The organism is Blastococcus sp. CT_GayMR19 (assembly GCF_004570385.1).
GTDB lineage: Bacteria > Actinomycetota > Actinomycetes > Mycobacteriales > Geodermatophilaceae > Blastococcus_B.
The window spans coordinates 213,110-234,835 of the sequence record NZ_SPQL01000003.1 but is presented as its reverse complement, the minus strand read 5'-3'; the positions used below and the strand labels follow the sequence as shown (position 1 = coordinate 234,835).

15 protein-coding genes are annotated in these 21,726 nt (G+C 72.0%); 8 read left to right on the top strand and 7 right to left on the bottom strand.

Features of this window, described 5'->3' with window-relative positions; all coding sequences use genetic code 11:
* Nucleotides 1-688: 688 nt before the first annotated feature.
* Together E4P39_RS06055 and E4P39_RS06050 are read right to left on the bottom strand one after the other, a co-directional pair.
* The gene (locus tag E4P39_RS06055) at nucleotides 689-2,260 is read right to left on the bottom strand and encodes a phospholipase D-like domain-containing protein (RefSeq protein WP_135135492.1); all 1,572 of its coding nucleotides are present in this window, start codon (nucleotides 2,258-2,260) and stop codon (nucleotides 689-691) included.
* Nucleotides 2,261-2,772: 512 nt separating this feature from the next.
* Nucleotides 2,773-3,684 carry a diacylglycerol kinase family protein gene (locus tag E4P39_RS06050; RefSeq protein ID WP_135135491.1) on the bottom strand — a complete coding sequence of 304 codons (912 nt, stop codon included), beginning with the start codon at nucleotides 3,682-3,684 and terminating at the stop codon, nucleotides 2,773-2,775.
* A 179-nt stretch (nucleotides 3,685-3,863) separates the two neighbouring features.
* Here E4P39_RS06050 and E4P39_RS06045 point away from each other — a divergent pair, with 179 nt between their 5' ends.
* Entirely contained in the window at nucleotides 3,864-4,952 is a 1,089-nt protein-coding gene (locus E4P39_RS06045; RefSeq protein ID WP_209306375.1) for a serine hydrolase domain-containing protein, read from the top strand.
* Between the two features lie 203 nt (nucleotides 4,953-5,155).
* Here E4P39_RS06045 and E4P39_RS06040 read toward each other — a convergent pair whose 3' ends face one another.
* Together E4P39_RS06040 and E4P39_RS06035 are read right to left on the bottom strand one after the other, a co-directional pair.
* Nucleotides 5,156-6,433 (bottom strand): ankyrin repeat domain-containing protein, encoded by a 1,278-nt coding sequence (locus tag E4P39_RS06040; protein WP_135135490.1) that lies wholly within the window; start codon nucleotides 6,431-6,433, stop codon nucleotides 5,156-5,158.
* Entirely contained in the window at nucleotides 6,430-7,398 is a 969-nt protein-coding gene (locus E4P39_RS06035; RefSeq protein WP_209306374.1) for an SMP-30/gluconolactonase/LRE family protein, read from the bottom strand. The genes E4P39_RS06040 and E4P39_RS06035 overlap by 4 nt, the downstream gene beginning before the upstream one ends.
* Before the next feature lie 134 nt (nucleotides 7,399-7,532).
* Here E4P39_RS06035 and E4P39_RS06030 point away from each other — a divergent pair, with 134 nt between their 5' ends.
* The 5 genes from E4P39_RS06030 (at nucleotide 7,533) to E4P39_RS06010 (ending at nucleotide 12,960) form a co-directional block, all read left to right on the top strand.
* Complete coding sequence (locus E4P39_RS06030) at nucleotides 7,533-8,756, top strand: sensor histidine kinase (RefSeq protein ID WP_135135489.1); 1,224 nt, start codon at nucleotides 7,533-7,535, stop codon at nucleotides 8,754-8,756.
* Nucleotides 8,743-9,384 (top strand): response regulator transcription factor, encoded by a 642-nt coding sequence (locus E4P39_RS06025; RefSeq protein ID WP_135135488.1) that lies wholly within the window; start codon nucleotides 8,743-8,745, stop codon nucleotides 9,382-9,384. Before E4P39_RS06030 ends, E4P39_RS06025 begins: the two co-directional genes overlap by 14 nt.
* Before the next feature lie 142 nt (nucleotides 9,385-9,526).
* Entirely contained in the window at nucleotides 9,527-9,940 is a 414-nt protein-coding gene (locus tag E4P39_RS06020) for a VOC family protein (protein WP_135135487.1), read from the top strand.
* 883 nt (nucleotides 9,941-10,823) lie between these two features.
* Nucleotides 10,824-12,617 carry a hypothetical protein gene (locus E4P39_RS06015; protein ID WP_135135486.1) on the top strand — a complete coding sequence of 598 codons (1,794 nt, stop codon included), beginning with the start codon at nucleotides 10,824-10,826 and terminating at the stop codon, nucleotides 12,615-12,617.
* A 109-nt stretch (nucleotides 12,618-12,726) separates the two neighbouring features.
* On the top strand, nucleotides 12,727-12,960 hold the full coding sequence (locus E4P39_RS06010; protein WP_135135485.1) for a hypothetical protein: 234 nt from the start codon (nucleotides 12,727-12,729) through the stop codon (nucleotides 12,958-12,960).
* Nucleotides 12,961-12,985: 25 nt separating this feature from the next.
* On the opposite strand, the gene E4P39_RS06005 is transcribed toward E4P39_RS06010, so the two are convergent.
* From E4P39_RS06005 to E4P39_RS05995, 3 genes are all read right to left on the bottom strand, one after another.
* Nucleotides 12,986-16,162 carry a cytochrome P450 gene (locus tag E4P39_RS06005; protein WP_135135484.1) on the bottom strand — a complete coding sequence of 1,059 codons (3,177 nt, stop codon included), beginning with the start codon at nucleotides 16,160-16,162 and terminating at the stop codon, nucleotides 12,986-12,988.
* A 520-nt stretch (nucleotides 16,163-16,682) separates the two neighbouring features.
* Nucleotides 16,683-19,175, bottom strand: a complete 2,493-nt coding sequence (locus E4P39_RS06000) for a LuxR family transcriptional regulator (RefSeq protein WP_135135483.1) — start codon at nucleotides 19,173-19,175, stop codon at nucleotides 16,683-16,685.
* Nucleotides 19,168-19,404, bottom strand: coding sequence for an ATP-binding protein (locus tag E4P39_RS05995; RefSeq protein ID WP_135135482.1), 237 nt, complete (start codon nucleotides 19,402-19,404; stop codon nucleotides 19,168-19,170). Before E4P39_RS05995 ends, E4P39_RS06000 begins: the two co-directional genes overlap by 8 nt.
* A gap of 107 nt (nucleotides 19,405-19,511) precedes the next feature.
* Here E4P39_RS05995 and E4P39_RS05990 point away from each other — a divergent pair, with 107 nt between their 5' ends.
* Nucleotides 19,512-20,768 carry an NAD(P)/FAD-dependent oxidoreductase gene (locus tag E4P39_RS05990; protein WP_167761646.1) on the top strand — a complete coding sequence of 419 codons (1,257 nt, stop codon included), beginning with the start codon at nucleotides 19,512-19,514 and terminating at the stop codon, nucleotides 20,766-20,768.
* A 169-nt stretch (nucleotides 20,769-20,937) separates the two neighbouring features.
* A complete protein-coding gene (locus E4P39_RS22200) occupies nucleotides 20,938-21,153 on the top strand; it encodes a hypothetical protein (protein WP_167761645.1) in 216 nt (71 codons plus the stop codon).
* Nucleotides 21,154-21,726 lie beyond the last annotated feature (573 nt).

Here is a 21,726-nt window from a genome sequence, read left to right as displayed (position 1 = left end):
CAGTCGCTGTCGCTGTCGCCATGCTGAGCCTCATCCTCGGTCCGGACAGTCACACCGGCTGCGGCGCTGCCCTGCCGGTCGGCTCCTCGGCGCGGCCTTGTAGCTGGCCAGGCCGGCTGGCGCGCGTCCCCGCGCAGCCGGGATCGCCGCCCGCCCCGCCCGGGGAGGGGCCAGGCATCCGCGTCAAGTTCGCTGACGCCGAGCGCGACGAGGCCGACGACGTCGGGGGCCACGCGATCAAGTCCGGCCGGGACGCCCTCGGCGGCGGTCACCGGCCGACGCACCCAAAGGCCGACGAGGAGGACGACGTCGCCGGTGCGATGGCCCCGACACCCCGTTCGCATGCGAAGCGCCGGCGAACACCATCTGAAGGAAGCACGAGGAACGACCTCGTTGTCCGAGGATCTGGCGCGGCGGCAACGCAGTGGAACCGCTCGTAGCCACGACCACGGGCGGCCCGTCTGCATGTGCCAGGTCATGACGCAGGGCGCTGCCGCCGCGCTGCCCCAGGACGATGCCGGGGACGCGTGAGGTGCTCGTTGCGGCGCAGGCGCAGTCCCGCGCGACCGCCAAGACGACGCGCGAGGGCGGTCAGTGCTCTCGGCGCCCTCCCCCGGAGGCTCTCACCCGCCCGGGCCATGTCCGGATCAGTTGTGAGCCGGGAGGCGCGACGGGGTGGGCTACGGAATCAGGAGCGCACGCGGTTCCGCGGCCGCCGACGCCGGGCGAAGAACCGCTCGACCCGGCGCCACCGGTTCGGTGTCTTCTCCGGGTCCAGCACCTCCGACTCGACAAGCGCCCGGTCGACCCGACCCAGATCGGGCGGGTCGAACGGCACCAGCGAACGGCCGGTCGGCCGGCGCAGCCGCTCGATGCCCCGCACGAGCGAGCCGGTGTGGGCGATCGCAGCCGCGACGTCGTCAGGGGCGCAGCCGAGGTGCTCGGCGAGCAGGCGGTTCCGGACGCCGACGATGGCTTCTGCGATTCGATCCGCTCCCGGCCGCCCCTCGACGGCTTCGATCGCCAGGTCGCACTCGGTGTCCATGCCCATCGAGCGGTTGTTCACGTTGCTGGAACCCAGACGCAGCAGTCGGTCGTCGATCACGGTCACCTTGGCGTGCACGTAGATGTGCTCGCGCCGCTCCGTCACCGGCGTGTAGAGCCGGAACCGGTCGTGGATGTCAGCCTCGTGGACGATCTCCAGCAACCGGGCACGAGCGGTGCCCATCGCCTTCTCCGACAGCCAGCCGTCGGCGGTCCACGGGTTGAGCACGACGACGTCCGGACCGTCCGGCTCCCGCAGCCGCTCGGCGATGGCCTCGGCGATCCGGCGGCTGGCGAAGTACTGGCTCTCCACGTAGATCGAGCGGCGGGCCGCGGCAATCGCGGCCAGCCACAGCAGCTCGACCTCGTGGACAAGGGGCGTGCCGCCGTACTCAGGGCGGGTGCGGGAGATCGCGACGTCCACGTCGGTGAGCAGAGGGTCGACGTCCTCGGGCCAGCACTCCAGCTCCTCGGGAATCGGCTCGAGCCGCTCCCCCGTGCCGCTCTCCCACCGCTCGCGCGCCAGCTCGGCGACCGCACGAGCGGCCGGCCCCGTCATCATGGTGGTCGCGTCGTGCCACGGCCCGGTCAGCCGACCCTCGACCCATCCGGCTGCCGGACGACGTCGGTGCGGGTTGCCATCGGCGTGGTCGGAGGTGTCCCAGCGGTCCGCGGTGACGTCGATGCCACCGGCGAACGCCAGGCAGTCGTCTATGACAACGATCTTCTGGTGATGCGCACCACCGACCGGGTGGTGGGTGTCGACGGCAAAGGTGAGCCGGTCAGGAGTGCGCCGGTCCAGCAGCACGATCGGCTTCAGACCCCGGCCGAGCGCCCGCAGCATGCCGAGATCCCACTGCAGGACGCCGATCTCCAGCCGTGGGTTCGCCTTCACCGCCTTCTCCAGCACAGATCCGAGCCGGTCGTCCCCCGGACGGCCCCCGTTCAGCGGGTCCAGCCGGATCCGCGGATCGAAGTCCCAGCCGATGAACAGCACCCGCCGCTCCGCACGCAGCACGGCACCCTTGAGCGTGGCGAAGTAGCCCGCCGCGTCGACGAAGATGGCGAAGCGGGTGGCCCGCTCGATCCGCCAGCAGGTGTCGCCAGGAATCAGCAGCGGCGCACCCTGCTCCGGCCCGCCGTCGTCGCAAGCCTCGCCCAGTGCGGTACCGCACTCCGGATCAGCCCCGGTCGTCGCCTCACCACCGTCCCTCACGTCGGCAGTGTGCCCGCCGTCGCCGACGGAACCGACGCCCGACACTGTCGGACGTCCCCCCTTCAGGCCGCCGAGCCTGAGTCGCGACGCACGTCACCCGGATCGCGGCGGGACTCGAGCTGCGCGAGGAGGGGTCCTCATCACCATCCGCGCTGAGGCCACCCCCTCTGCCGCGGAGAGGCTGCGCGGCCACCGGAAGTCGATTCAGGCGCTGTTGCTCCCGCACACCGGCCGCACCCAGGCGGGCGCTGGCGGATCTGAACGTGCTGGGAGGCCAGCTCCTCCCGCAGCGCGCAATCGATCCCCCGCGCCGGGCGCCGGGTCGGCGGCGACCAGCGCGCCGTGTGATCACCCCCGCCGACGTCCCAGGTCAGTCCGGGTGGACGTCGTATCCGCGCGCGCCTGCAGCAAGCCGACCTCGGCCGCGCCGGGCACTCCCCCGCCCCCGAGGACGAATCCTGTGCCGCCCGACATTGATCTTCGGGCAGCCGTGCAGGTTTCGCGCCGCAGTGTCAGCGCGGCACGAGCACCGACCATGCATGGCGCTGCACCCACCACGTCCGCGAGTTCACGTCCTCCTCGAGCTCACCGTCCGCTACGAGATCAACAGGACCCCCGGTGACGGCCACCTCCAGGCCCCGGACGACCAGGACGTCGTCGCGCTCGACATGCTCCCCCCTCGGCAAGGCTGCAGCGAAAGCTGCCCGCGCCAACGGGCCAGTCGCGGTGGACACCACGACGTCGACGAGCCCGTCGTCGACGACCGCGTCAGGAGCCAGCGGCGTCGCGCCGCCGATTGTCGGCCCGTTGCAGACGGCGACCATGAGCACGCGCGTGGTCCCATCGGCCGCCCAACCCGCGGCCTCGTGCTCGACGACCCGGCCGTCGACCTCCACCCGAAGGTTCCAGCCGGCTGTGCTCACACCGGCGATGACAGCCCCCAACGGATACGCCGCCGCCCCGAGTCGGTCCTTGAAGCGAGCCGCCTGGGCCCCGGCCCGGGCGCCGGCGCCGCCGTGGACGGCGTTGACCACCACGCCACCGACGTCGTCACGCACGACGTCCAGCCGGCGCGGGGTGCCGGTGAGCACGACGGCAGCGCTCTCCGACGGGTCCAGGGGCAGCCCGAGAGCCTGGCCCAAGTCGTTGCCGGTCCCGAGCGGAATGATCCCGACCGGATCCTCGGCATCGAGGCCGCCCGCCGTGTTCAGCGCGGTGACCGCGGCGTGGACGGACCCGTCGCCACCGACGATCACCAGCCGCCGGTCCCCGCGGCCGGCCACCGCCCGCGCGAGCTCCTCGGCGTTTGCGGTCGCGGCCACGGTCACGTCGGCGCCCGAGCGGAGCACGGTCAATGCCGCCTCCAGGGATCCGTCGTCGGTGGTTCCCGCGGCACGATTCACCACGATCAGCAGCCGCTGCATGGCAGAGAACTCCGTTCCCCGCGTTCGCGGCGAGTTCGACGGGCGTGAGCGCCTCGCGCTCCGCCACCACCATGCACCACCGCCCGGCCGTGGCACGGACGGCCGGGCAGAAGCGGCTCCTCCGCCCACCAGGCCCGCACCTCTGAGCTCCCGGTTCCGCCCGTGGCAGGGTCCTCGGAGTGGGCACCGCGGTGGAGGATCTGCTGCGACGTCATGTCGAGGCAGGCACCGTGCCGGGCGCGGTTGCGTTGCTCGGCTCCGGCGACGTGGCGGTGGTGACCGCCGGCGTGGCCGCTGTGGGGGCCGGTCCCATGCGCGAGGACGCGATCATGCGGATCCAGTCGATGACCAAGCCGATCACCGCCGTCGCTGCGCTGCGCCTGGTGGAAGCGGGCCGACTCGGGCTCGACCAAGATCTCGAGGAGTGGCTGCCCGAGCTCGCGGACCGCCGGGTGCTCGCCAGCCCCACGGCGGCGCTCGACGACACCGTAGCCGCGCACCGCTCCATCACCCTGCGCCATCTGTTGACGAATGCCTCCGGCTACGGGATGGCACTCGTCGACTCCCCCCTGCAGCAGGCGATGGCCGACAACGGCACCGAAGCCGGTCCGGAGCCTCCGACCCTGGGTGCGGAGGAGTGGCTCACCCGACTGACCGAGCTCCCGCTCGCCTTCCAACCGGGAGAAGGCTGGCGATACCACCATTCGTTCGGCCTGCTCGGCATCCTTCTCGCCCGACTGACCGGCAAAGCACTCGGCCAGCACCTGGCCGAGGACCTCTTCGGACCGCTGGGGATGTCCGACACCGCCCTGTGGGTCCCAGAGGACAAGCTCGACCGGTTGCCCGCGGCCTACCGCCACGGCGACGACGGTCTCGTCGAGACCGAGCCTGCCGGCGGCGGCTTCTATGCCGGCCCGCCACCGTTCGACGTCAGCCATGGCGAGCTCGTCTCCACCGCGCGTGACCTCCACCGCTTCGCCGCGATGCTCGCGGACGGGGGCCGCATCGACGGGGAGCCGTTCATCTCTGCCGACCACCTCCGGGAGATGACCAGTGATCAGGTCCCCGAGAGGAACAAGACACCGGAGAGCTTCTTCCCCGGCTTCTGGGAGGGGATGGGCTGGGGTTTCGGCGTAGCGGTGCAGACCGCGGGACCACGACGCGGCCGCTACGGCTGGTCGGGCGGCCAGGGCACCGACTTCTTCGTCGACCCGAACGCGACGATCGGCATCCTGCTGACCCGGTCGAGTTGGGAGCGCAGATGTTGACCATGATCGAGGAGTTCCAGGCGCTGCACCCGCCGTCCCGCTGAACCGACGCCTCACGACCGCGTCGACGTGTCGGGTCGGCAGGTTACGGAGCCGGGCACGGCCCACGTGCTGGCCTGACGGTTCGCCACTGGAAGCTGGAGCCCGGAGCCCGGATGCCGACGGCGGCGGGGTCGTCGCAGCCCCTGCCATGGGCCGCTGGGTCAGCCCCCGCGCAGGATCAGCGCGACCTCCTGCTGCTGCCGTGCGGTGGCGTGCTCCAGAGCCGTTCTGCCCTGAGCATCCGCGATCGCCGGGTCCGCCCCGGCGGCGAGCAGGATCCGGACGACTTCCTGGTAGCGCCAGGAGCCGTCGCCGTACACGACCGCCTCGAGCAGGGCGGTCCAGCCGGGGTCGTTCACGTGGTTGACGTCGATGCCCGTCTGGACCACCCGGCGCACGTATTCGACGTGCCCGCGCTCGGCCGCGGGTATCACCGACACACCGCCGAACCGGTTGCGCACGGTCTGGTCCGGGCCGGCCGGCAGCAGGACCTCGAGCATCGGCACGCTGCCGGTCACGCCGGTCACCAGCCAGGGGGTGTCGTGGCGGTGGTCGAGCGCGTCGGGGTCGGCGCCGAGAGCGACCAGCAGCCGGGCGACATCCACCCGATCGTGCGTGGCCGCCAGCAGGAGCGGCGTGCGTCCTTTCCCGTCACGCACCTCGAGGGCGGCCCCGGCCCGCAGCGCGACGACCACCTGGTCCGCGTCGCCGGCGGCCGCGGCATCCAGCAGCAGCTGGTCGGGATCCCCCGGATGGCCGGCGTCGATCGCGGCCTGCAGGGTTGCTGCGACGGCGTCCTGCCCCCGGGACCGGGCGTGCTGGATCGGGAGGATGCCGTCGCGTTCCGGGGCCAGCGAGACGTCCGCCCCCCGGGCCACGAGCAGCCGCACGGTGTCGACGTACCGCCGGCTGCCGTCCCCGTAGATGATCGCCTCGTGGAGGGCGGTGAAGCCCGGGCGGTTGACGTGGTCGACGGCGATTCCGCTCCGCAGCAGCCGGCCGACGATGTCGGCGTGCCCCCGCTCGGCGGCCCGGATCAACCCCGTCCCGTCGAAGCTGTCCCGGGCGCCGAGATCGGCGCCGGCGGCCAGGGCCAGCTCCAGCAGCTCGCGGTGACCCTCACTCGTGGCGATCAGGTAGGCGCTCTGCTGAGTCTCGTCCTCGAAGTCGACGTCGGCCCCGGCGGCGATCAGCTCCCGCGCGCGAGGGAGGTCGTTCGCCCAGGCGGCTTCGAGAAGGGAGTTGTCCAGCTCTCGCTGCTGCCCGGCCGAACGGGGGTGCGGGGTCGGGGTGGTGGATGCCGGCGCCTGGGACGGCGGCTCCGACGACGCGCCGGTCGGGTCGCCGGCCGCCCGCTCCGGGGCCCCCTGCCCGCACGCGACGATCGTTCCCACGGACAGCGCGACCGCGACGCGGACCGCCCAGCACGCGGCCCTCATCGCGGCAGCGGCACGGCGACCACCTCGTACGGCGGCACGGCGACCTGCTCGTCGAACTTGCTGTCCACCAGGAGCAGCCGGCCCCGCGCCTCCTTGCCCGTGGTGAACACCCGGGTGGGATCGGTGGGCGTTCCGCCGAGCAGGTCGGCGGTCCGGGCGTCCGGGTCCAGTCGCAGAGTGGTGAGCACCCGGCTGAAGTTGCGGATCACCGTGAGTCGGCAGCCGTGGAGGACCAGGCCGTCGGCGTCTCCCAGGTCGGCGTCCCCCGTGTCGATGCGGGTCGCCTTCCCGGTGCGCAGGTCGAAGCGCCACAGGAGGCCGGCGTTCCCCTGGGCGACGACCAGCGCCCGGCGGTTCGGCGAGACCACGATGCCGCCCAGGTTGAAGCCCTCCTGCCGGGTGATCGTCCCGGTGGCGTCCGCCCAGGTGCTGACCGTCCACTCGCCGTGCTCCTCGCCGACGCGGAAGACCTGCGGCGCGTCGGAGTTGGTGAAGTACGCCGCGCCGTCGGGGCCGATCGTCACGTCGTTGAGGAAGGCGTCGGGGACGTCGACGCGCAGCGCCGCCAGCAGGGCGCCGTCGGGGGCGTAGACCCACAGGTCGGGCCGGTCGTTGTTCAGCCCGTTCGGCCCGCCGGCGATGTAGATCCGGCCGTCCTCGTCGGTGGTGATGCCGCGGGCGGTGCTGCGGCCGTCGGCTCCCTCGGGCAACCACTCCTCGGTCGCGCCGCTGCGGACGTCGCCGCGGTGGATCTCCCCGCCGGTGATCTCGCTGACGTAGAAGGTCCGCTCCCGGGGGTCCACTCCGATGCCTTCGAACTTCGAGCCGCCGGCGTCGCCCGCCAGCTGATAGCTCGCCGGTCGGCCGGGGCCGTCGCCCGAGGCGGCGGCGGACGGCGCGGCGGCGACCAGCACCGGCAGGGTGAGGCCGAGGACGGTGGCGGCAGGAACGAGCAGACGACGCACAGGAACTCCCGAGGTGTGGTGGGAGCTCCACGGTGCGCGTGCCGGGGTGCTGCGGTCATCGACCGATCGGTCCCCCCGCGATAGCCGAACGGATGATGCCGGGGCGTGGCCGCGGGTCGTAACGTCGGGGGATCATGGAGCGGAAGCCCGAGCGCCGCCGCGGCGTCCGCGGCATCCTCGCCGACATCAGCCGGCTCGACGTCTGGCTGGACGTCGTCCTCGTCGTCCTCACCCTCGCGTCCGCCGCCCGCTACGTGGACGGGCACGGCTTCGGCGATCGGGCCCCTGCAGTGCTCGGCGGTGCCACCGTGCTGCTCGCCTGCTACGCGGCCCGGCCGCGGTCGGGCCGGTGGACACCGGGACCGTGGCCGTGGATCTGGTGCCTGACGCTGGTCGCGATCTGGTTCGTCCTGGTCGTGCTGGCGCCGTCGTTCGCCTGGCTCGCGGTGCCCTTGTCCTTCGTGGTCCTGCGGGTGCTGCCCTTCGCCGCGGCCGGTGCCGTGATCGCGTTCATGACCGCCTGCGTCGTCGTCGCATGGACCCTGATGCAGGGAGACGTGGACCTCACGGTCGTGACCGGTCCGATCTCCGTGGCCTGGCTGGCCGTCGTGGCGTACCGGGCCCTGGAACGCGAGGCCGCGTCCCGGCAGGATCTCCTGAACGAGCTGCAGGAGGCCCAGGGGAACCTGGCCGAGGCCCAGCACCGCGCGGGCGTGCTCGCGGAGCGGGCGCGGCTGTCCCGCGAGATCCACGACAGCGTCGCGCAGGCGCTGTCGAGCATCAACCTGCTGCTCCAGGCCGCCGAGCGGTCGTGGACCAGCCGACCGGACGCCGCACGGGACCACGTGGCCCAGGCGGCCTCGACCGCCCGGGACGGCCTCGATGAGGTGCGCCGCGTCGTACGGAACCTGGCGCCGCCGGAGCTCGGCGCGACGGGCAGCCCGCCGGCCCTGGTCGCCACGCTGCGCCGCACCTGCGAACGCGCTGTGCGCGGCACCGGCGTGCGGGCCGACGTGCACGTCGACGGCATCCCGGTCGACGTCCCGGTGGAGGTTGCCACCGCGCTCCTGCGGACGGCACGCGGCGCCCTGGCCAACGTCGTCGAGCACGCCGCGGCCCGGACGGCGACGGTGTCCTTGACCTACCAGCCCGACCTCGTCTCCCTGGACGTGCGCGACGACGGATCCGGGTTCGACCCTCGCCGCGCGACCGCCGCCGGCCCCCGCGGACGGGGACTGCCCGGCATCCGCGACCGCGCCGAGCAGTTCGGCGGCACGCTGACGGTCGAGACAGCGCCGGGCGAGGGCACGGCGCTCGCCTTCACCATCCCGCTGGGAAGCCCCGATGGACGCCACTGAGCCCGGCCTGTGCCTCGTGCTCGTCGACGACCACCCCGTGGTGCGCGCCGGCCTGCGAGCCCTCGTGGAGAGCCAGGCCGACCTGGACGTCGTCGGCGAGGCGCGCGACGCCGCCGCCGCCGAGGACGTGGTGCGGCGCACCCGACCCGACGTCGTGCTGATGGACCTGAACCTCGGCGCGGGCCCGGGCGGAGCCGCCACCACCGCGCTGCTGCGGAACCTCCCCCAGCCACCGCGGGTCCTGATCCTGACGACCTACGTCACCGAGACCGACATCCGCACCGCCCTCGACGCGGGCGCCTCCGGCTACCTGCTCAAGGACGCCCCGCCCGACGAGCTGTTCCGCGGAATCCGCGCCGTGGCACGCGGCGAGACGGTCCTCGCCTCCGACGTGGCCGCGCTGCTGGTGCGCCGGGTCAACTCCCCCGAGCCCGCACTCACCGAACGGGAGGTGCAGATCCTCGGACTGCTGGCCGACGGCCTGGCCAACAAGGAGATGGCGCGGCGGCTGCTCGTCAGCGAGGCGACCGTCAAATCCCACCTCGCGCACATCTACACCAAACTCGCCGTGGAGAGCCGCGCCGGCGCGGTCGCCAAGGCCATCGAGCAACGGATCATCCGAGCCTGACCCGCCTCGATCGCGGAGCCGTCGTGCTCTGCCGGGCGTCCGCCACGGGGTGGCGCTCGCTCCTGGCCGATGAGTCCCGGGTCCGGCACTGGTCCTACCCGTCGTCTGACGCGGCGCGGCCGCCGATGAGAGGAGCCAGACCGTGAGGACCCTGCACTTCGGTCTCCATGTGGCGGATCTGGAGCGGTCGCTGGCCTTCTACACGGCGGTCGGCTACGAGGTGGTCGGAAGCGTGCCGGAGACCGGGATCGGGCACCTGACCATGCTCAAGCTCCCGGACGACGACGTCGTCAGCATCGAGCTCGTCCACGACCCCGACCGCGGCGTCGCGCGCGGGACCGGCCTCAGCCACTTCGTCATCACGGTGGAGTCCATGCACGCCACCGTCACCGCGTTGGCCGCGCAGAGCATCCGGGCGGAGGCACCGTCCTCGCCGGACGGCTCGGACGACTTCCGCACGGCGGTGATCACCGATCCCGACGGCAACCGGATCGAGCTGGTCCAGTGGCCGGCAGGCCATCCGGACGGCATGACCGCAGCCGACTGGCCGGACTGAGCCGACTCGGGTCTCCGGACGAGACGTCCCCGATCCCGGTGGGCGCCCTGCCGCGGGGCAGCCGACAGCGGGGCCGGCCACGGCGGAGCGGATGGGAGGGCCGGTGGCAGCGTCCGCTGTCCCGGCCGGCGGCGGTGGAGCAGCGGTTCGGCTCCCGTTCGGCGCCCGTGGGCCACCGATCAGGAACTGGTGGGCACCGTCAGCCCCCTCATCCCTGCCGTTGCGATCGCGCTCGCCCAGCGCCGCCGCACGGCTCGCGCGGCCGCCGGGGCCGGCAGAGACGCGTCCGATCGGGCAGACAACAGGGCACCAGATCGCCTCACCAGCATCCTGTCGACGCACCGCTAGGTTCCATTCATGTCCTGAAGCCGCGCAGACGGCGCTCCTCCCCCACCAGGGAGGTCGCTGGTGGGCGGCTCCCATGTCACGGTGTCCACATCCCCCTCGAACACAGCATCGTCTACGTTTCTGCTGGTCAGGAGCCCGAGGTGCTTGCCCTTTCACGGTCAACGAGGCCGCGCGACAACGGCGCGATGCTCCGCGCCCCGGAATCAGCCGCCCAGCAGCGCGGCGCATGCGCCGCGGTGAGGCGCCGGCAGTCCGCCCACGCGACGACGGATCCCGGATATCACCAACGGACGCGAGGTCCCCCGGTCGGACCACGCCCGGTCGTCGCCGAGTCCGGACCCCGTCACCAGGTCCCCCGTCGACGCCCCGCACCGGGCGGTCCCGCCACACAGGACGCACGCCCACGCATCGGTCGGCATCCACCTGCTCATGCCCCGCTGTGCTGCCGCGATATCGGCTCGGTGACGCCCGACCCAGACCCTTCTTCGGGCGCCCCATCTTCCCACTGCACGTGTCCAGCTGAGATGAGATCGAGATGATCGAGCACAAGGCGACCAAGCCGATGGCCATGCTGTTGCAGGACCCTTCCTTCCGGGACGCCGGCGGCGACCTCCTGCACGAGGACTGGCCGTTCCCGCTCGACACGGACTACCTGCTCGGTACCGGCTCCAGCAAGTTCGTGATCCGCGACGCCGACGAGGCGGACAACCCCGTCTTCGACTCCGCGGACTGGTCCGACCCCGGCATCATGCTGACGTACGGCGAGTTCAACAGGGCACCGGCGGAACGCCCCCTCCTCGAGAACGCGCAGTTCCACCAGGTGAACGCCTTCGCCGTCGCCGGTCACACCCTCCGGGCGTTCGAGGAGGCGCTGGGCCGGCAGATCCGCTGGCGCCACGGTGGGCCCCTGGTGATCCGGCCGCACGCCTTCGAAGGGGCCAACGCCTATTACGACGGGATGTCACCGTCGCTCAACTTCGGCTACTTCCGCTCCCCCATCCGGTCGGCCACGGTGTGGACGTGCCTCTCCCACGACATCGTGGCGCACGAGCTGGGGCATGCCGTCTTCGACTCCTTCCGCCCGTTGTTCCTCTACTCCGTGGAACTGGACGCCGCGGCGCTGCACGAGTCCCTGGGCGACCTGCTGGCGCTGTTCTCCGCGCTGGAACACCCACCCGTGGTCGAGCGCATCTTCGCGGACTCCGGCGGGGACATGCGGCGACCGACTCTCGTCAGCGGCCTCGCCGAGGAGTTCGGGATCGGTCTGCGCGGCAGCGGGACCGCCTACCTGCGATCCGCGCTGGAAGGACCGTCCTACGAGGACGCCGCCAAGGAACCGCACGCCCGGTCGACGGTGTGGACGGCCGCCGTCTACGACATCCTCGTGGAGCTGGTCGACGCCGTCCTGGAGGCCGACTACCCCGACCCTGGAGGACGGCGGGACTTCGAGGCGTTCAAGCAGGCGGTGGTCACCGCGACCCGGCGGCTGCGGCGGATGACGCTGCGTGCCCTGTCCTACGCTCCGCCCACGGGCGTCACGATGCCGGTGCTCGCCCGCATGGTCTACGAGGCCGACCAGCGGCTCTTCCCGAACGACGCGCTGTCCCGTGACATCGCCCAGCGGATCTTCGAGCGGCGCGGTCTGTGGGACCCGCAACTGGTGTTCACGCCGCCCGGGATCGGGCTGAACTTCCAGCACTGGGACGAGCTGGGCGTCGGTGCCCAGGCCGCGCTCGTGGCCAACTATGCGGATGCGCTGCGCATCCCGGCCGGCCCCGGGATCCGCCTGCTGACGCCAACGCTCACCACGGCGATCCGCGACGCCGACGCCACCAAGAGCGGGGTCGACACCGGGGCGGTGACCGAGCGCTATCTGCACTACGCCTACGAGTACGTCGTCCAGGAGGAGATCTGGGGAGAGAACGGGCCCGAACCCGTCGGCGTGTCGGTGTTCAGCGGAGGCACGCTGGTTCTCGACGACTGCTGGAACGACGTCCTCCTGGCGACGGACCCGCCTGCCTTCGTCGAGGACCTCGAGGCCGAGAATCCCGCAGACAGCGCGTTCCGCCGAGCCGTCGGACGGTTCCGGGAGACGCACCGGTCAGTCCTGCAGTCGCTGCAGCAGCCGAGGACGGACTCGGCCGGATCGGCCGCTGGGGACCGGGTTCTCCTCGACCGGCCCGGGTGCCCGTTCGCCGTCAAGGCGGTGGGTGGTGGAGCCCTCCGGTTCGTCCGTCGGCGGTGCGACATCGCCGAGCACCTCCGCGCCGTCGGCAGCTCCTCCGGCACGCTCCGACTCGCCCGGAACGGGGGGATCGCGAACCGCTAGAGAGGAGGGCCGCCGGCTCGGCCACGAGGCGGGCACCCGCCAGGAGGACTCCGCGCGCGTGCCCGCTCTAGGCCGGGACGGCGGTCGCGCTCATCGGCGGCGTCCGCGCGTGAACAACGATGCGCCACGCCGCAACCCGAACCGGTCCGGAATCCAGAAGGACGTGGACCGGTGTTCCGGTGTATCGCCGGCACAGTTCGTTGTGGTGGACTCGACCGTGGTGTCGCGGGGTCAGCTTGCCGTCGATGTGGATCCTGTCGTGGCGGACGTGGAAGTGGCCGTCCACGAGCGGGACTCCGGCGCGTTCGCCTTGCGCGGCGTCGCGTGGCCTCGCCCGGGGTGACCGGCAACCCCGGGCGTGGACGCCGTCACGCGAAAACGTCGGTGACGTACCGAGTGCGCTCGCGCTGCACCGCGGTCAGCCAGGCGTCGGCTTCCTCGGCCGTGACCCCTGTGACGCCCCGGTAGATCTGGGCGCACGCGTCGTGGACGGCGGGTGCCATGCGGCGGCCGTCCCCGCACACGTAGAAGTAGCCACCGCCACGGATGCAGTCGACGACGTCGGAGCGATCGGCCCACAGCCGGTCCTGCACGTACCGGCTGTCGCCGTTCACGCCGGAGAAGGCCGGTCTCACGGACACGACGCCCAACTGCTCCCACTGTTCGAACTCGTCGCGATACAGGTAGTCGACGTCCGGATGGTCGCAGCCGAAGAACAACAGCGACGGGGCGGGCACGATGCCCTCCTCCTCCGCGCGCAGGGCCCGTTCCTGCAGGAACCCGCGGAATGGGCCCACCCCGGTGCCGGCGCAGACCATCACCATCGGCACGGCCAGGGATGCGGGCGGATGGAAGCCGGAGCTGGAGGGCCGCACCGTGGCGGCGACCTTGGTGCCCGGTCGAGCGTGGGCCAGGTAGGTCGATGCTGCCCCCTCGTAGGTGCCGTTGCCGGACCAGGCAGGTGCCCTCAGGACGGCAACCGTCAGCGTCACGTGATCCTCGCTCCACAGCGGGGAGGAAGAGATCGAGTACTGCCGCGGAATCATCGGCGTGAGCATTTGCAGGAAGCTCGCGAGCGGCACCTCGAGCGTCGGGTAGCGCTCCAGCAGGTCGAGCACGCTGACCCGCTTGTCGAGGATCTCCGCCTGATAGGCCGCGTCGGCCGTGAGCGCCTGCAGGTACTCCCTGTCGGCCGACTGGGCGCTACCGGCGAGCTGCCCGACCTGCCGTCGGCTGGCAGGCTGGGAGAGTTCGACGTAGCTCGACAGCAGTTCTCCCACGGTGATCGGCTGGTCGGTGGGCAGGTACGTCTGCCCACTGGAGCCCATGCTGATCACGGCCTGAGCGTCGTAGGCCAGATCGAACCGGGCCAGCGCGCGATCGACCACCGACGCCGGATTGAGCGGCAGCACCGCGAGATAGTCCCCAGCGGTGTAACGCGTCCCGGCCGGCAGGGCGATCTCGATGTGGCGCTTCGACCGGGCCTCCGGCGCGGACATGTTGACCAGCTCCCGGTTGGCCACGATGGTGCCGAGGGCGAGCTGGTTCTGCCGAAGCAAAGGATCACGGGTCGCCCCACGGAGTGACACCTCGAGCAGCGGCCCGGTCGGCGACGCGACGTCAGCGTGGCCGAACTGCTCGCCCACGCGTGCCCAGAACTGCTCGTACCAGGTCTCGAAGTCGCCGAAGAAGTCACCGCGCGCGTTGGCCTCGCCGCGCTGCACCAGACGCTGGGCGCCGGCGCCCGCCAGCCGGGCGTCGATCTCTTTCGGAACCGCCTGGTACGTGCGCGCCCAGTCAGCGTTGCCGCAGCCGAACACCGCGTAGCGCACCCCAGAGAGCGCCCGATCGGTCAGACCTTCGGTCCACGAGACGAACTTGCGCGCGTTGTCCGGCGGCAGCCCCTCGTACGAGGCGGTGACGATCACCACCGCCCCTTCTGTCGGCAGGTGCCCGGCCGAACTGTCCAGGGTGGAAAGCGTGGAGGTGTATCCCCGCTGGCGGGCGTCGTTGGCGATGCGTTGCGCGAATGCCTCGGAGCTCCCGGCGTTCGAGCCGTACAGAACGCTCACAGGGATCCCGTTGGCGGCGTGCAGGGCAGGTACCGTGGCCACCTGCGCCGCCACCGCCCCGTCCGCCGCCCTGCCGTCCGAGATGCGCGTGGGTCGCCGCCGGACCTGGATGAAGAAGCCCTCCGGCTTGATCGTCAGCGTCTCGTGGATGCGGAGCTGATAGTTGGCGTCCGCGGCGGACACATCGAAGCGCTGCAGGAGCATCGCCAGGAACAAGGTGGCTTCCTGCAGCGCAAAGCCGCGACCGATGCAGGCGCGGGCACCGTTGCCGAACGGCTTCCAGGAGTTGCGGGGCAGCTGCTGCGCGCGTTCGAACTCGAACCGGTCAGGATCGAACCGCTCCGGGTCGTCCCACACGGCAGGGTCGCGGTGCAGGATCGGACTCAGGACGAGCAGGACGTCGTCCCGACGCACCGGATAGCGGCCGCCGAGGGTCGTCTCCTGGTCGTACGGCCGCACTGCGAAACCGGGAGCGGTCGGCCACAGCCGCAACGTCTCCTTGAGGATCTGGTCGAGGTACCCCAACTGGGCGAGATGCTCGAACCGGGGGGCCGTCTTGCCGAGCACCGCCTCGACGAGCTCGCGCGCTCTAGTGACGACCTCGGGATGGCGCATCAGCTCGTACAGCGTGAACGTCAGGAGCCCGCTCGTGGTCTCATGTCCGGCCACCAGGAAAGTGATCAGCTGGTAGCGCATGTTCTCGTCGCTGAGCCGCCGGCCGGTCTGCGGATCGGTGGCGGTGAGCAGTGTGTCGAGTACGTCGCGTGCTGCGGCGGACGGCGGATTTCGCCTGCGGTCCTCGATGAGCTGGTCCGCTACGGCGTACATGACCCGCTTGTCCTCGTCGTACTGCCTGTTGCGCAACACCATCAACCGGGTCTGCAGCGCGGGCCGCCGGGTGCGCGCCCCCGACTCCTCCAGGCGCCTGACCATCGCCGCCACGAACGGGTTCATCTCGTCGCTGTAGAGGCTGTTGAACCGGTGCGTGAACGAGCACAGTGCGATCGTGTCCAGCGTCAGCCGGGTGGCGTTGTCGGCCAGGTCGATCCGCACGCCCGGGCCTTGGCGTTCCCACTTCAGCATCAACTGTTCGGCGACGTCGACCATGCCGGGGAACATCGACCGCAGCGCAGCCGGACCGAACGCCGGCATGAGGATCCGGTGAGCGATCCCCCAGTTCTCCTCGCTGGTCTCGGCGGTGAACAGCGCGTCGGCGACCAGGTCTCGGGTCTGCAACAGCGGGGGGTGCAGCGCCTTCTCGAACCGGCGCTCATCGCAGAGCTCGTCGACCAACGGTTGACCGCTGACGACGACCATGGTGCCGGAGGGGAGGTCCAGCTTGTAGATCGGGCCGTACTCCCGCGCCAGCCGCATGAAGCCCTGCACGGGTCCGCTCGGATCGAGATCCGGCACGTTTCCCAACAGGGGTCTGGGCTTGGGTTGAGGGATGGCCGCCTGCGACAGCGCCGTCATCGCGCCACCTCCGGTGCTCGCAACCTCCGCCTCGACGAAGAGCTCCCATGCATCCCGTCCTCCTTCCACGGTCGTCACCCAACGCTGGGGCCACGAACGCATCACGGGCCGCTTGACATGGCTACGCAGGCAGGTGCGCCTCGTGCGGCCAGACCGCTCCGGGCAGTCGATCCGTCTTCAGATTGGCGAGCGCCGCTCGGGCCGGGGACGTCCACTGGGTGGCCGGGCGCTGCCGGGTGAACGATCCTCCCGCTGCCCATGCGCCACAAGGGTCTGATGCCTCGTTGCGCAGATCCTCCGGAGAGTCTCGACGAGGCACGAGCCGGGTGAGAGCTGCCGCTCGTCGGCGGCAGCGCCCGACGGGGTCGTCTTCGCGAGCGACTCAGTCGTCGTACGGCGTCGTGATCTTCCCGGAAGGAGACCGACCATGGTGGCTGCGTCGGGTTCCCAGGATCCGCTTGGACACCGTCCGGCGGGCAATCGCGCCAGAGGGGGTGCCCGAGTCCCCCGCGGAAGCCGGCTAGTTGTACCGACCGGAGAGGTTGGTCGAGCGGGCCAGCTCGCCCCGGCCGCCGACGCCGAGCTTGGTGAACACCTTGTGCAGGTGGTATTCCACGGTCTTCCGGGACAGGAAGAGCTGCGTTGCGATCTCGGGGTTCGACGCACCGCCCACGGCCAGCCGGGCGATCTGCAACTCCTGCGGCGTGAGCCGGTCCCATTCGGTGGCCTGCCGCGGACCGAGGGTCTCCCCCGTGGCGCGAAGTTCCGCGCGCGCCCGGTCGGCCCACGGTGCCGCCCCGGCGCGGTCGAAGGCCTCCGCCGCAGCCCGCAGCGCGAGTCGCGCGTCGACCCTGCGGCGCCGCCGCCGCAGCGATTCGCCATAGGACAGCCGGGTCCGCGCCTCATCGAGCGGCCGAGTGGCTGCCTCGTGCTGTTCCAGCGCCTCCTCGTAGGCCACGGGATCACCTCCTGCCAACTGCGCCGCGCCCCGGCGGGCGAGCGCGATTCCCCACGGCGTCCCGGCGCGCCGAGCCCAGGCACCGAATCTCTGCAGGGCAGCGCGTCCTTCTTCGTGGTGTCCGGCCCGCGCCGCCGCCTCGACCAGGTCCGGCGTCGCCCACAGCGCCACTCCCGGATGGCTCAGTCCCCGGCCGGCCACGACCGGGGCCAACCTCGCGAACGCGTCATCAGGCCGACCGAGACCGAGCTCCAGCAGACCGAGCGCCCAGGCAGCGCCGGCCCACACGGCACCCAGCCGGCGCGCCTCCGCCTGCGTCTCGGCCCCCCGGACGCACCGCCGGCAGGTCTCCTCGTCCCCACGCCACGCTGCGATCAGAGCGAGCACGACGTCGGCGGTGGCCGACTGCTGGCGCAGCTCGCCGGCGAGCCGCACGCCCTCCTGGCACGTCACCTCCGCGTCGCCGAGCAACCCCGACTGGACGTAGGAGAAGGCGAGCCGGTTGAGCGTCGTGGCCAGCAGCCCGATCGCTCCGGTCCGGCGGACGATCGCCTCCGCCCGCTGATAGAACCGGCGGGCAGCAACCTCGTCACCGATGAGCAGCGCCGCCTGACCCGCACGGAGCAGCATCAGGGGGTCCTCGGCCCCTCGGGCGTGGCTCATGACCCGGCGCAGCCGGACGGCGCCGTCCTGCCAGTCCCCCGTGGACAGCTCTGCCACCCCTGTCAGCAGGTCGATGACCGGCTGGTTCTCGCCGGCGTCCCCGGGCACGACCTGCCGGACCAGGCGGCCGAGCTGGACGGCCCGCTCACCGCCCGCGAGCGAGGCGGCCTCGCCGGCGAGCGCGAGGTGAGCCACGGCAGCAGGCCGGTCACCAGCTTCCAGCGCCGCGGCGACCAGGAGTGGGTAGGCGATCTCCGGTGATCCGCCGCTCAGCTCGATGAGGCCGCGCAAGCCGCGGAGGGCAGCCCGCTGCTCCGGTGCCTGGATGAGCAGTTCTCCCTCGTCCAGCAGTTGCACCGCGCGAGCCGGGCGACCGGCGATCCAGGTGGCCTCGGCTGCAGCCACCAGCCGACGGCCGCGCCGGTCGGGCACCGCGGTGAGCGTCGCAGCCCGGTAGAGCGCGGCCGCGGCCGCGGCGGGGCCGGCGCGGGTTCTCGCCCGCTGCGCCGAACTCTCCAACAGGTCCGCGACAGCCTCGTCGGGGCCCACCGCGCCCGCCGCCAGGTGCCAGGCCCGGCGGTCGACGTCCTCGTCGCCGTCGAGGACCGCCGCCAGCCCACGGTGTGCTGCCTGCCGGCCAGGGAAACCCGCATCCTGGTACACCGCCGAGCGGACCAGCGGATGACGGAACTCCACCCGGTCGCTGACGATCCGGATCAGGCCGCTCGCCTCCGCGGGATCGAGGTCAGCGAGGTCGAGGTCCCGTGCGGCCGCCGCACGAGCGATGACGTCCAGCCGCCCGGTGTCGTCAGCAGCCGCCAGGACCAGCAGCCGACGGGTGGGCTCCGGCAGCCGCGCTGCCAGGTCCGCGAACACGCGCTGGAGGCCGGCCCCGACAGGCAGCGGGTCGGGAAGCGACTCCAGCCCCGCCAGCTGCGCCTCGGTAAGCACCCCGGGTAGCTCGACGAGCGCGAGCGGATTCCCGCCGGTGCCCTCGACCAACCGCCGGCGCACCTCCTCGGCCGCCGTCGGTGCCCGCTCGGCGACCAGGGCTGCTGCGGCCTCCAGGTCCAGGCCACCGAGCACGAGCTCCGGCAGACCCGCGGCGTCGAAGGCGTCCTCTCCGCCGGCGCGGGTGGCGATCACGAGCACGACTCCTTCGGCCTCGAGCCGCCGCGCGGCGAACACCAGGGCATCCACCGACGCCGGATCCGCCCACTGAGCGTCGTCGAGCAGGCAGACCACGCCGCTGTCCGCCGCGATCTCGGCCAGCAGCGACAGCACACCGGCCCCCACGAGGAAGCGGTCGCCGCCGTGGCCGGGCCCCAGGCCCAGCGCCCCGCGCAGGGCGTCGGCCTGCACCGGGGGCAGCGAGTCGAGCCGATCACTCACCGGGGAGGAACATCTGGTGCAGCACCGCGAAGGGCAGGTCGACCTCGGATTCGACACCGGCGGCCCGCAGGCAGCGGGCGGGCGCCACCTGACGCGCCGCCCACGACAACAGCGCCGACTTCCCGACCCCCGGCTCTCCACGGACGACCAGCACCTGGCTGTGCGACGCCCGCGCACCCGCGAGCAGGCCATCGAGGCGGATGCGCTCCGGCCTGCGGCCGAGCAGCACCCGGCCAGGCTAGTCCCGCATCACTAGGCACGTCATCGATGCGGCCGACACTCCGAGCGGGCCAGCCTGACACCGACACAGTTCACGGTGGACGAAGGGAGCCGGCCATGACGAACCACTCTGCCGACGAGCCCCTGGCCAGGGACGACGAAGACCCCCGGCGCATTGCGATCGTCGGAGGCGGCCCCGCCGGGCTGGTGGCGGCCATCGCGCTGGCTCGACGCGGGATCTCGACGACGGTCCTGGAGCGCGATGCGCACCCGGAGCTGGCCGCGCGCTTCAATGCCGATCGCTCCTACACGATCGACATCACCGGACACGGCCTGCGGGCGCTGCGGCACATCGACGCCACCGGGCACTTCGACGCCCGGCTGCTCCCGTTCCGGGGCATCCAGTACGCGGGCCGGATGGTGGAGGACTGGCCGGGACCGGGATGGACCGGCTCTCGCGGCGACATCCTCCGTGCACTCGCCGCGGTGATCACCGATCGTCACAAGGACGCGGTCCATGTCGAGTTCGGCTGTCGGGTGACCGACCTCGACGTCCTCACGGGAGCCGTCTCCTTCACTCCGCCGGGCGGTGAGCCGGTGACGCGGGAGTACGACCTCATCGTCGGGGCCGACGGCGCGGGGTCTCTGGTCCGCGAGGCGATGCGGCGACAGGTCCCGGGCTTCAGAGTGACGAAGAAGTCGCTGCCCAACTACCTGACGATGATCGCGCTCGACCGGCTCAGCGACCAACTCGACGAGACCTACCTCCAAGCCCTGGCGACCCGGCCGTTCTGCGTCGCCGGTGCGATCCCGGGCGACGACGAGTCGGACCCGCCGCGCTGGTTCTGCGGGATCGGGACCCGCCGGCCGCTCTCGTTCTCCTCGGCCGCGGCGGCCAAGGCCTACCTGCAGCAACACTGTCCGCGCGTGCTGGACCTCGCGAGTGACGCGGCCGTCACGGCTTTCGCGGACCGGACCTGCTACCACATCGGCCAGAAGCTGACCTGCTCCCGCCTGGACGGCGGCCGGGCCGTGCTGCTGGGCGACGCCGCCGGACCCTTCCCTCCCATCGGCCAAGGCGTGAATGCCGCCATGGAGGCAGCCGTCGAACTGGACCGCTGCATCGGCGCGGCCCGCCCCGGCGCCGCCGGCCTCGTGGAAGGGGCGGCGGCCTACGGCGCGGCGTGGAAGCCGGAGCTGGACGCGATCTCCTGGATCAGCGAGAAGATGCTCTTCGAGAACCGGCTGCACACCCTCCGGGCGAACCTGACGATGCGCTGGGGCATCAACGTCATCGGCAGAGCCAAGATCGGAGAGCTGCCCTGGTCCCAGGTGCGAGAGGAAGCGCGTCGCTGGGGACCGCTGTGGTGGTGACGGGGAACCGGCTGACGACGCGCATCCGTCGGACGCCCGTCTCTGAATCCGAGGCGTCGTCGGGACGCAGACGACGCCGTGCAGCCCAAGGCCGACCCGGTGCGTCGACCAGGGCACGGCTGGACGAAGTCATGAAGACGTATGCCTTCTTCGCGCCACATACATCGTCGTGCCGTGGGCGATCGACTGGAGCGGAGCGGACACCGGCTCGGGTCTGCGGCAGGTGCTGTCGACCAGGGTGCTGATGCTCGCCGTGACCCTCGGCGTGGTCGCCCTTCTCATGATCACCCTGACTTCGTGCCTCTTCCTCGTGCCCGGCAAGCTCCCCGCCCGGATCGGTGTGCGCCTTCCGGGCACGCGTCGGCCGCTGAGCCGGCCGTGGTAGGCACGCTCGCCACCGCTGTGCTCGTCGCCGGATTCGCCACCCAGACGTGGCTGGATTCCGCGTTCCCCGGCCAGGGCTGGTCTCACCTGCTGGCGTCGGCGCCGTTGGTCGTGGCCGCGGTCGCCCTCAACGCCTTCAGCGAGGAGGTCCTGTTCCGAGCCGGGCCGCTCGCCCTGCTGCACCGAATCGTGGGTCCGATCCAGGCGGTCCTGATGACCTCGTCATGGTTCGGACTGGCGCACTGCTACGAGGGGCATCTCCTCAGGGCCCGTGGGCGCCGTCCAGTCGGGCCTGCTCGGCCTGCTCCTGGGCGCCTCGATGATGGCACTGGCGGTCTCGGCTGGCCCCTCGAAGCTGATCGAACGGTGGGCCTACGCCCCGGGGCGGCATACCGCGAACGTCGCAGTGCACCGACGTCCCGGCAAGCGGATATGGCCGCTGCGCTGTCGCCGATGGCGATCGGAGGCGGTCTCGCGTCCTCCGCCGGCGGTCCCAGCCTCTGCGGGGCGCGTCGACGGAACCGCTGGACGGGCCATCACCCCTTGCGGCAGATGGGACAGGAGGGGCAGGTGG

What these genes read in the sequence shown, in the direction of transcription:
- E4P39_RS06040 (WP_135135490.1), bottom strand. Translation starts at nt 6,433, where the DNA reads ATGAGGGCCGCGTGCTGGGCGGTCCGCGTCGCGGTCGCGCTGTCCGTG.
- E4P39_RS06015 (WP_135135486.1), top strand. Translation starts at nt 10,824, where the DNA reads ATGATCGAGCACAAGGCGACCAAGCCGATGGCCATGCTGTTGCAGGAC.
- E4P39_RS06005 (WP_135135484.1), bottom strand. Translation starts at nt 16,162, where the DNA reads ATGACGGCGCTGTCGCAGGCGGCCATCCCTCAACCCAAGCCCAGACCC.
- E4P39_RS06050 (WP_135135491.1), bottom strand. Translation starts at nt 3,684, where the DNA reads ATGCAGCGGCTGCTGATCGTGGTGAATCGTGCCGCGGGAACCACCGAC.
- E4P39_RS05990 (WP_167761646.1), top strand. Translation starts at nt 19,512, where the DNA reads ATGACGAACCACTCTGCCGACGAGCCCCTGGCCAGGGACGACGAAGAC.
- E4P39_RS06025 (WP_135135488.1), top strand. Translation starts at nt 8,743, where the DNA reads ATGGACGCCACTGAGCCCGGCCTGTGCCTCGTGCTCGTCGACGACCAC.
- E4P39_RS06030 (WP_135135489.1), top strand. Translation starts at nt 7,533, where the DNA reads ATGGAGCGGAAGCCCGAGCGCCGCCGCGGCGTCCGCGGCATCCTCGCC.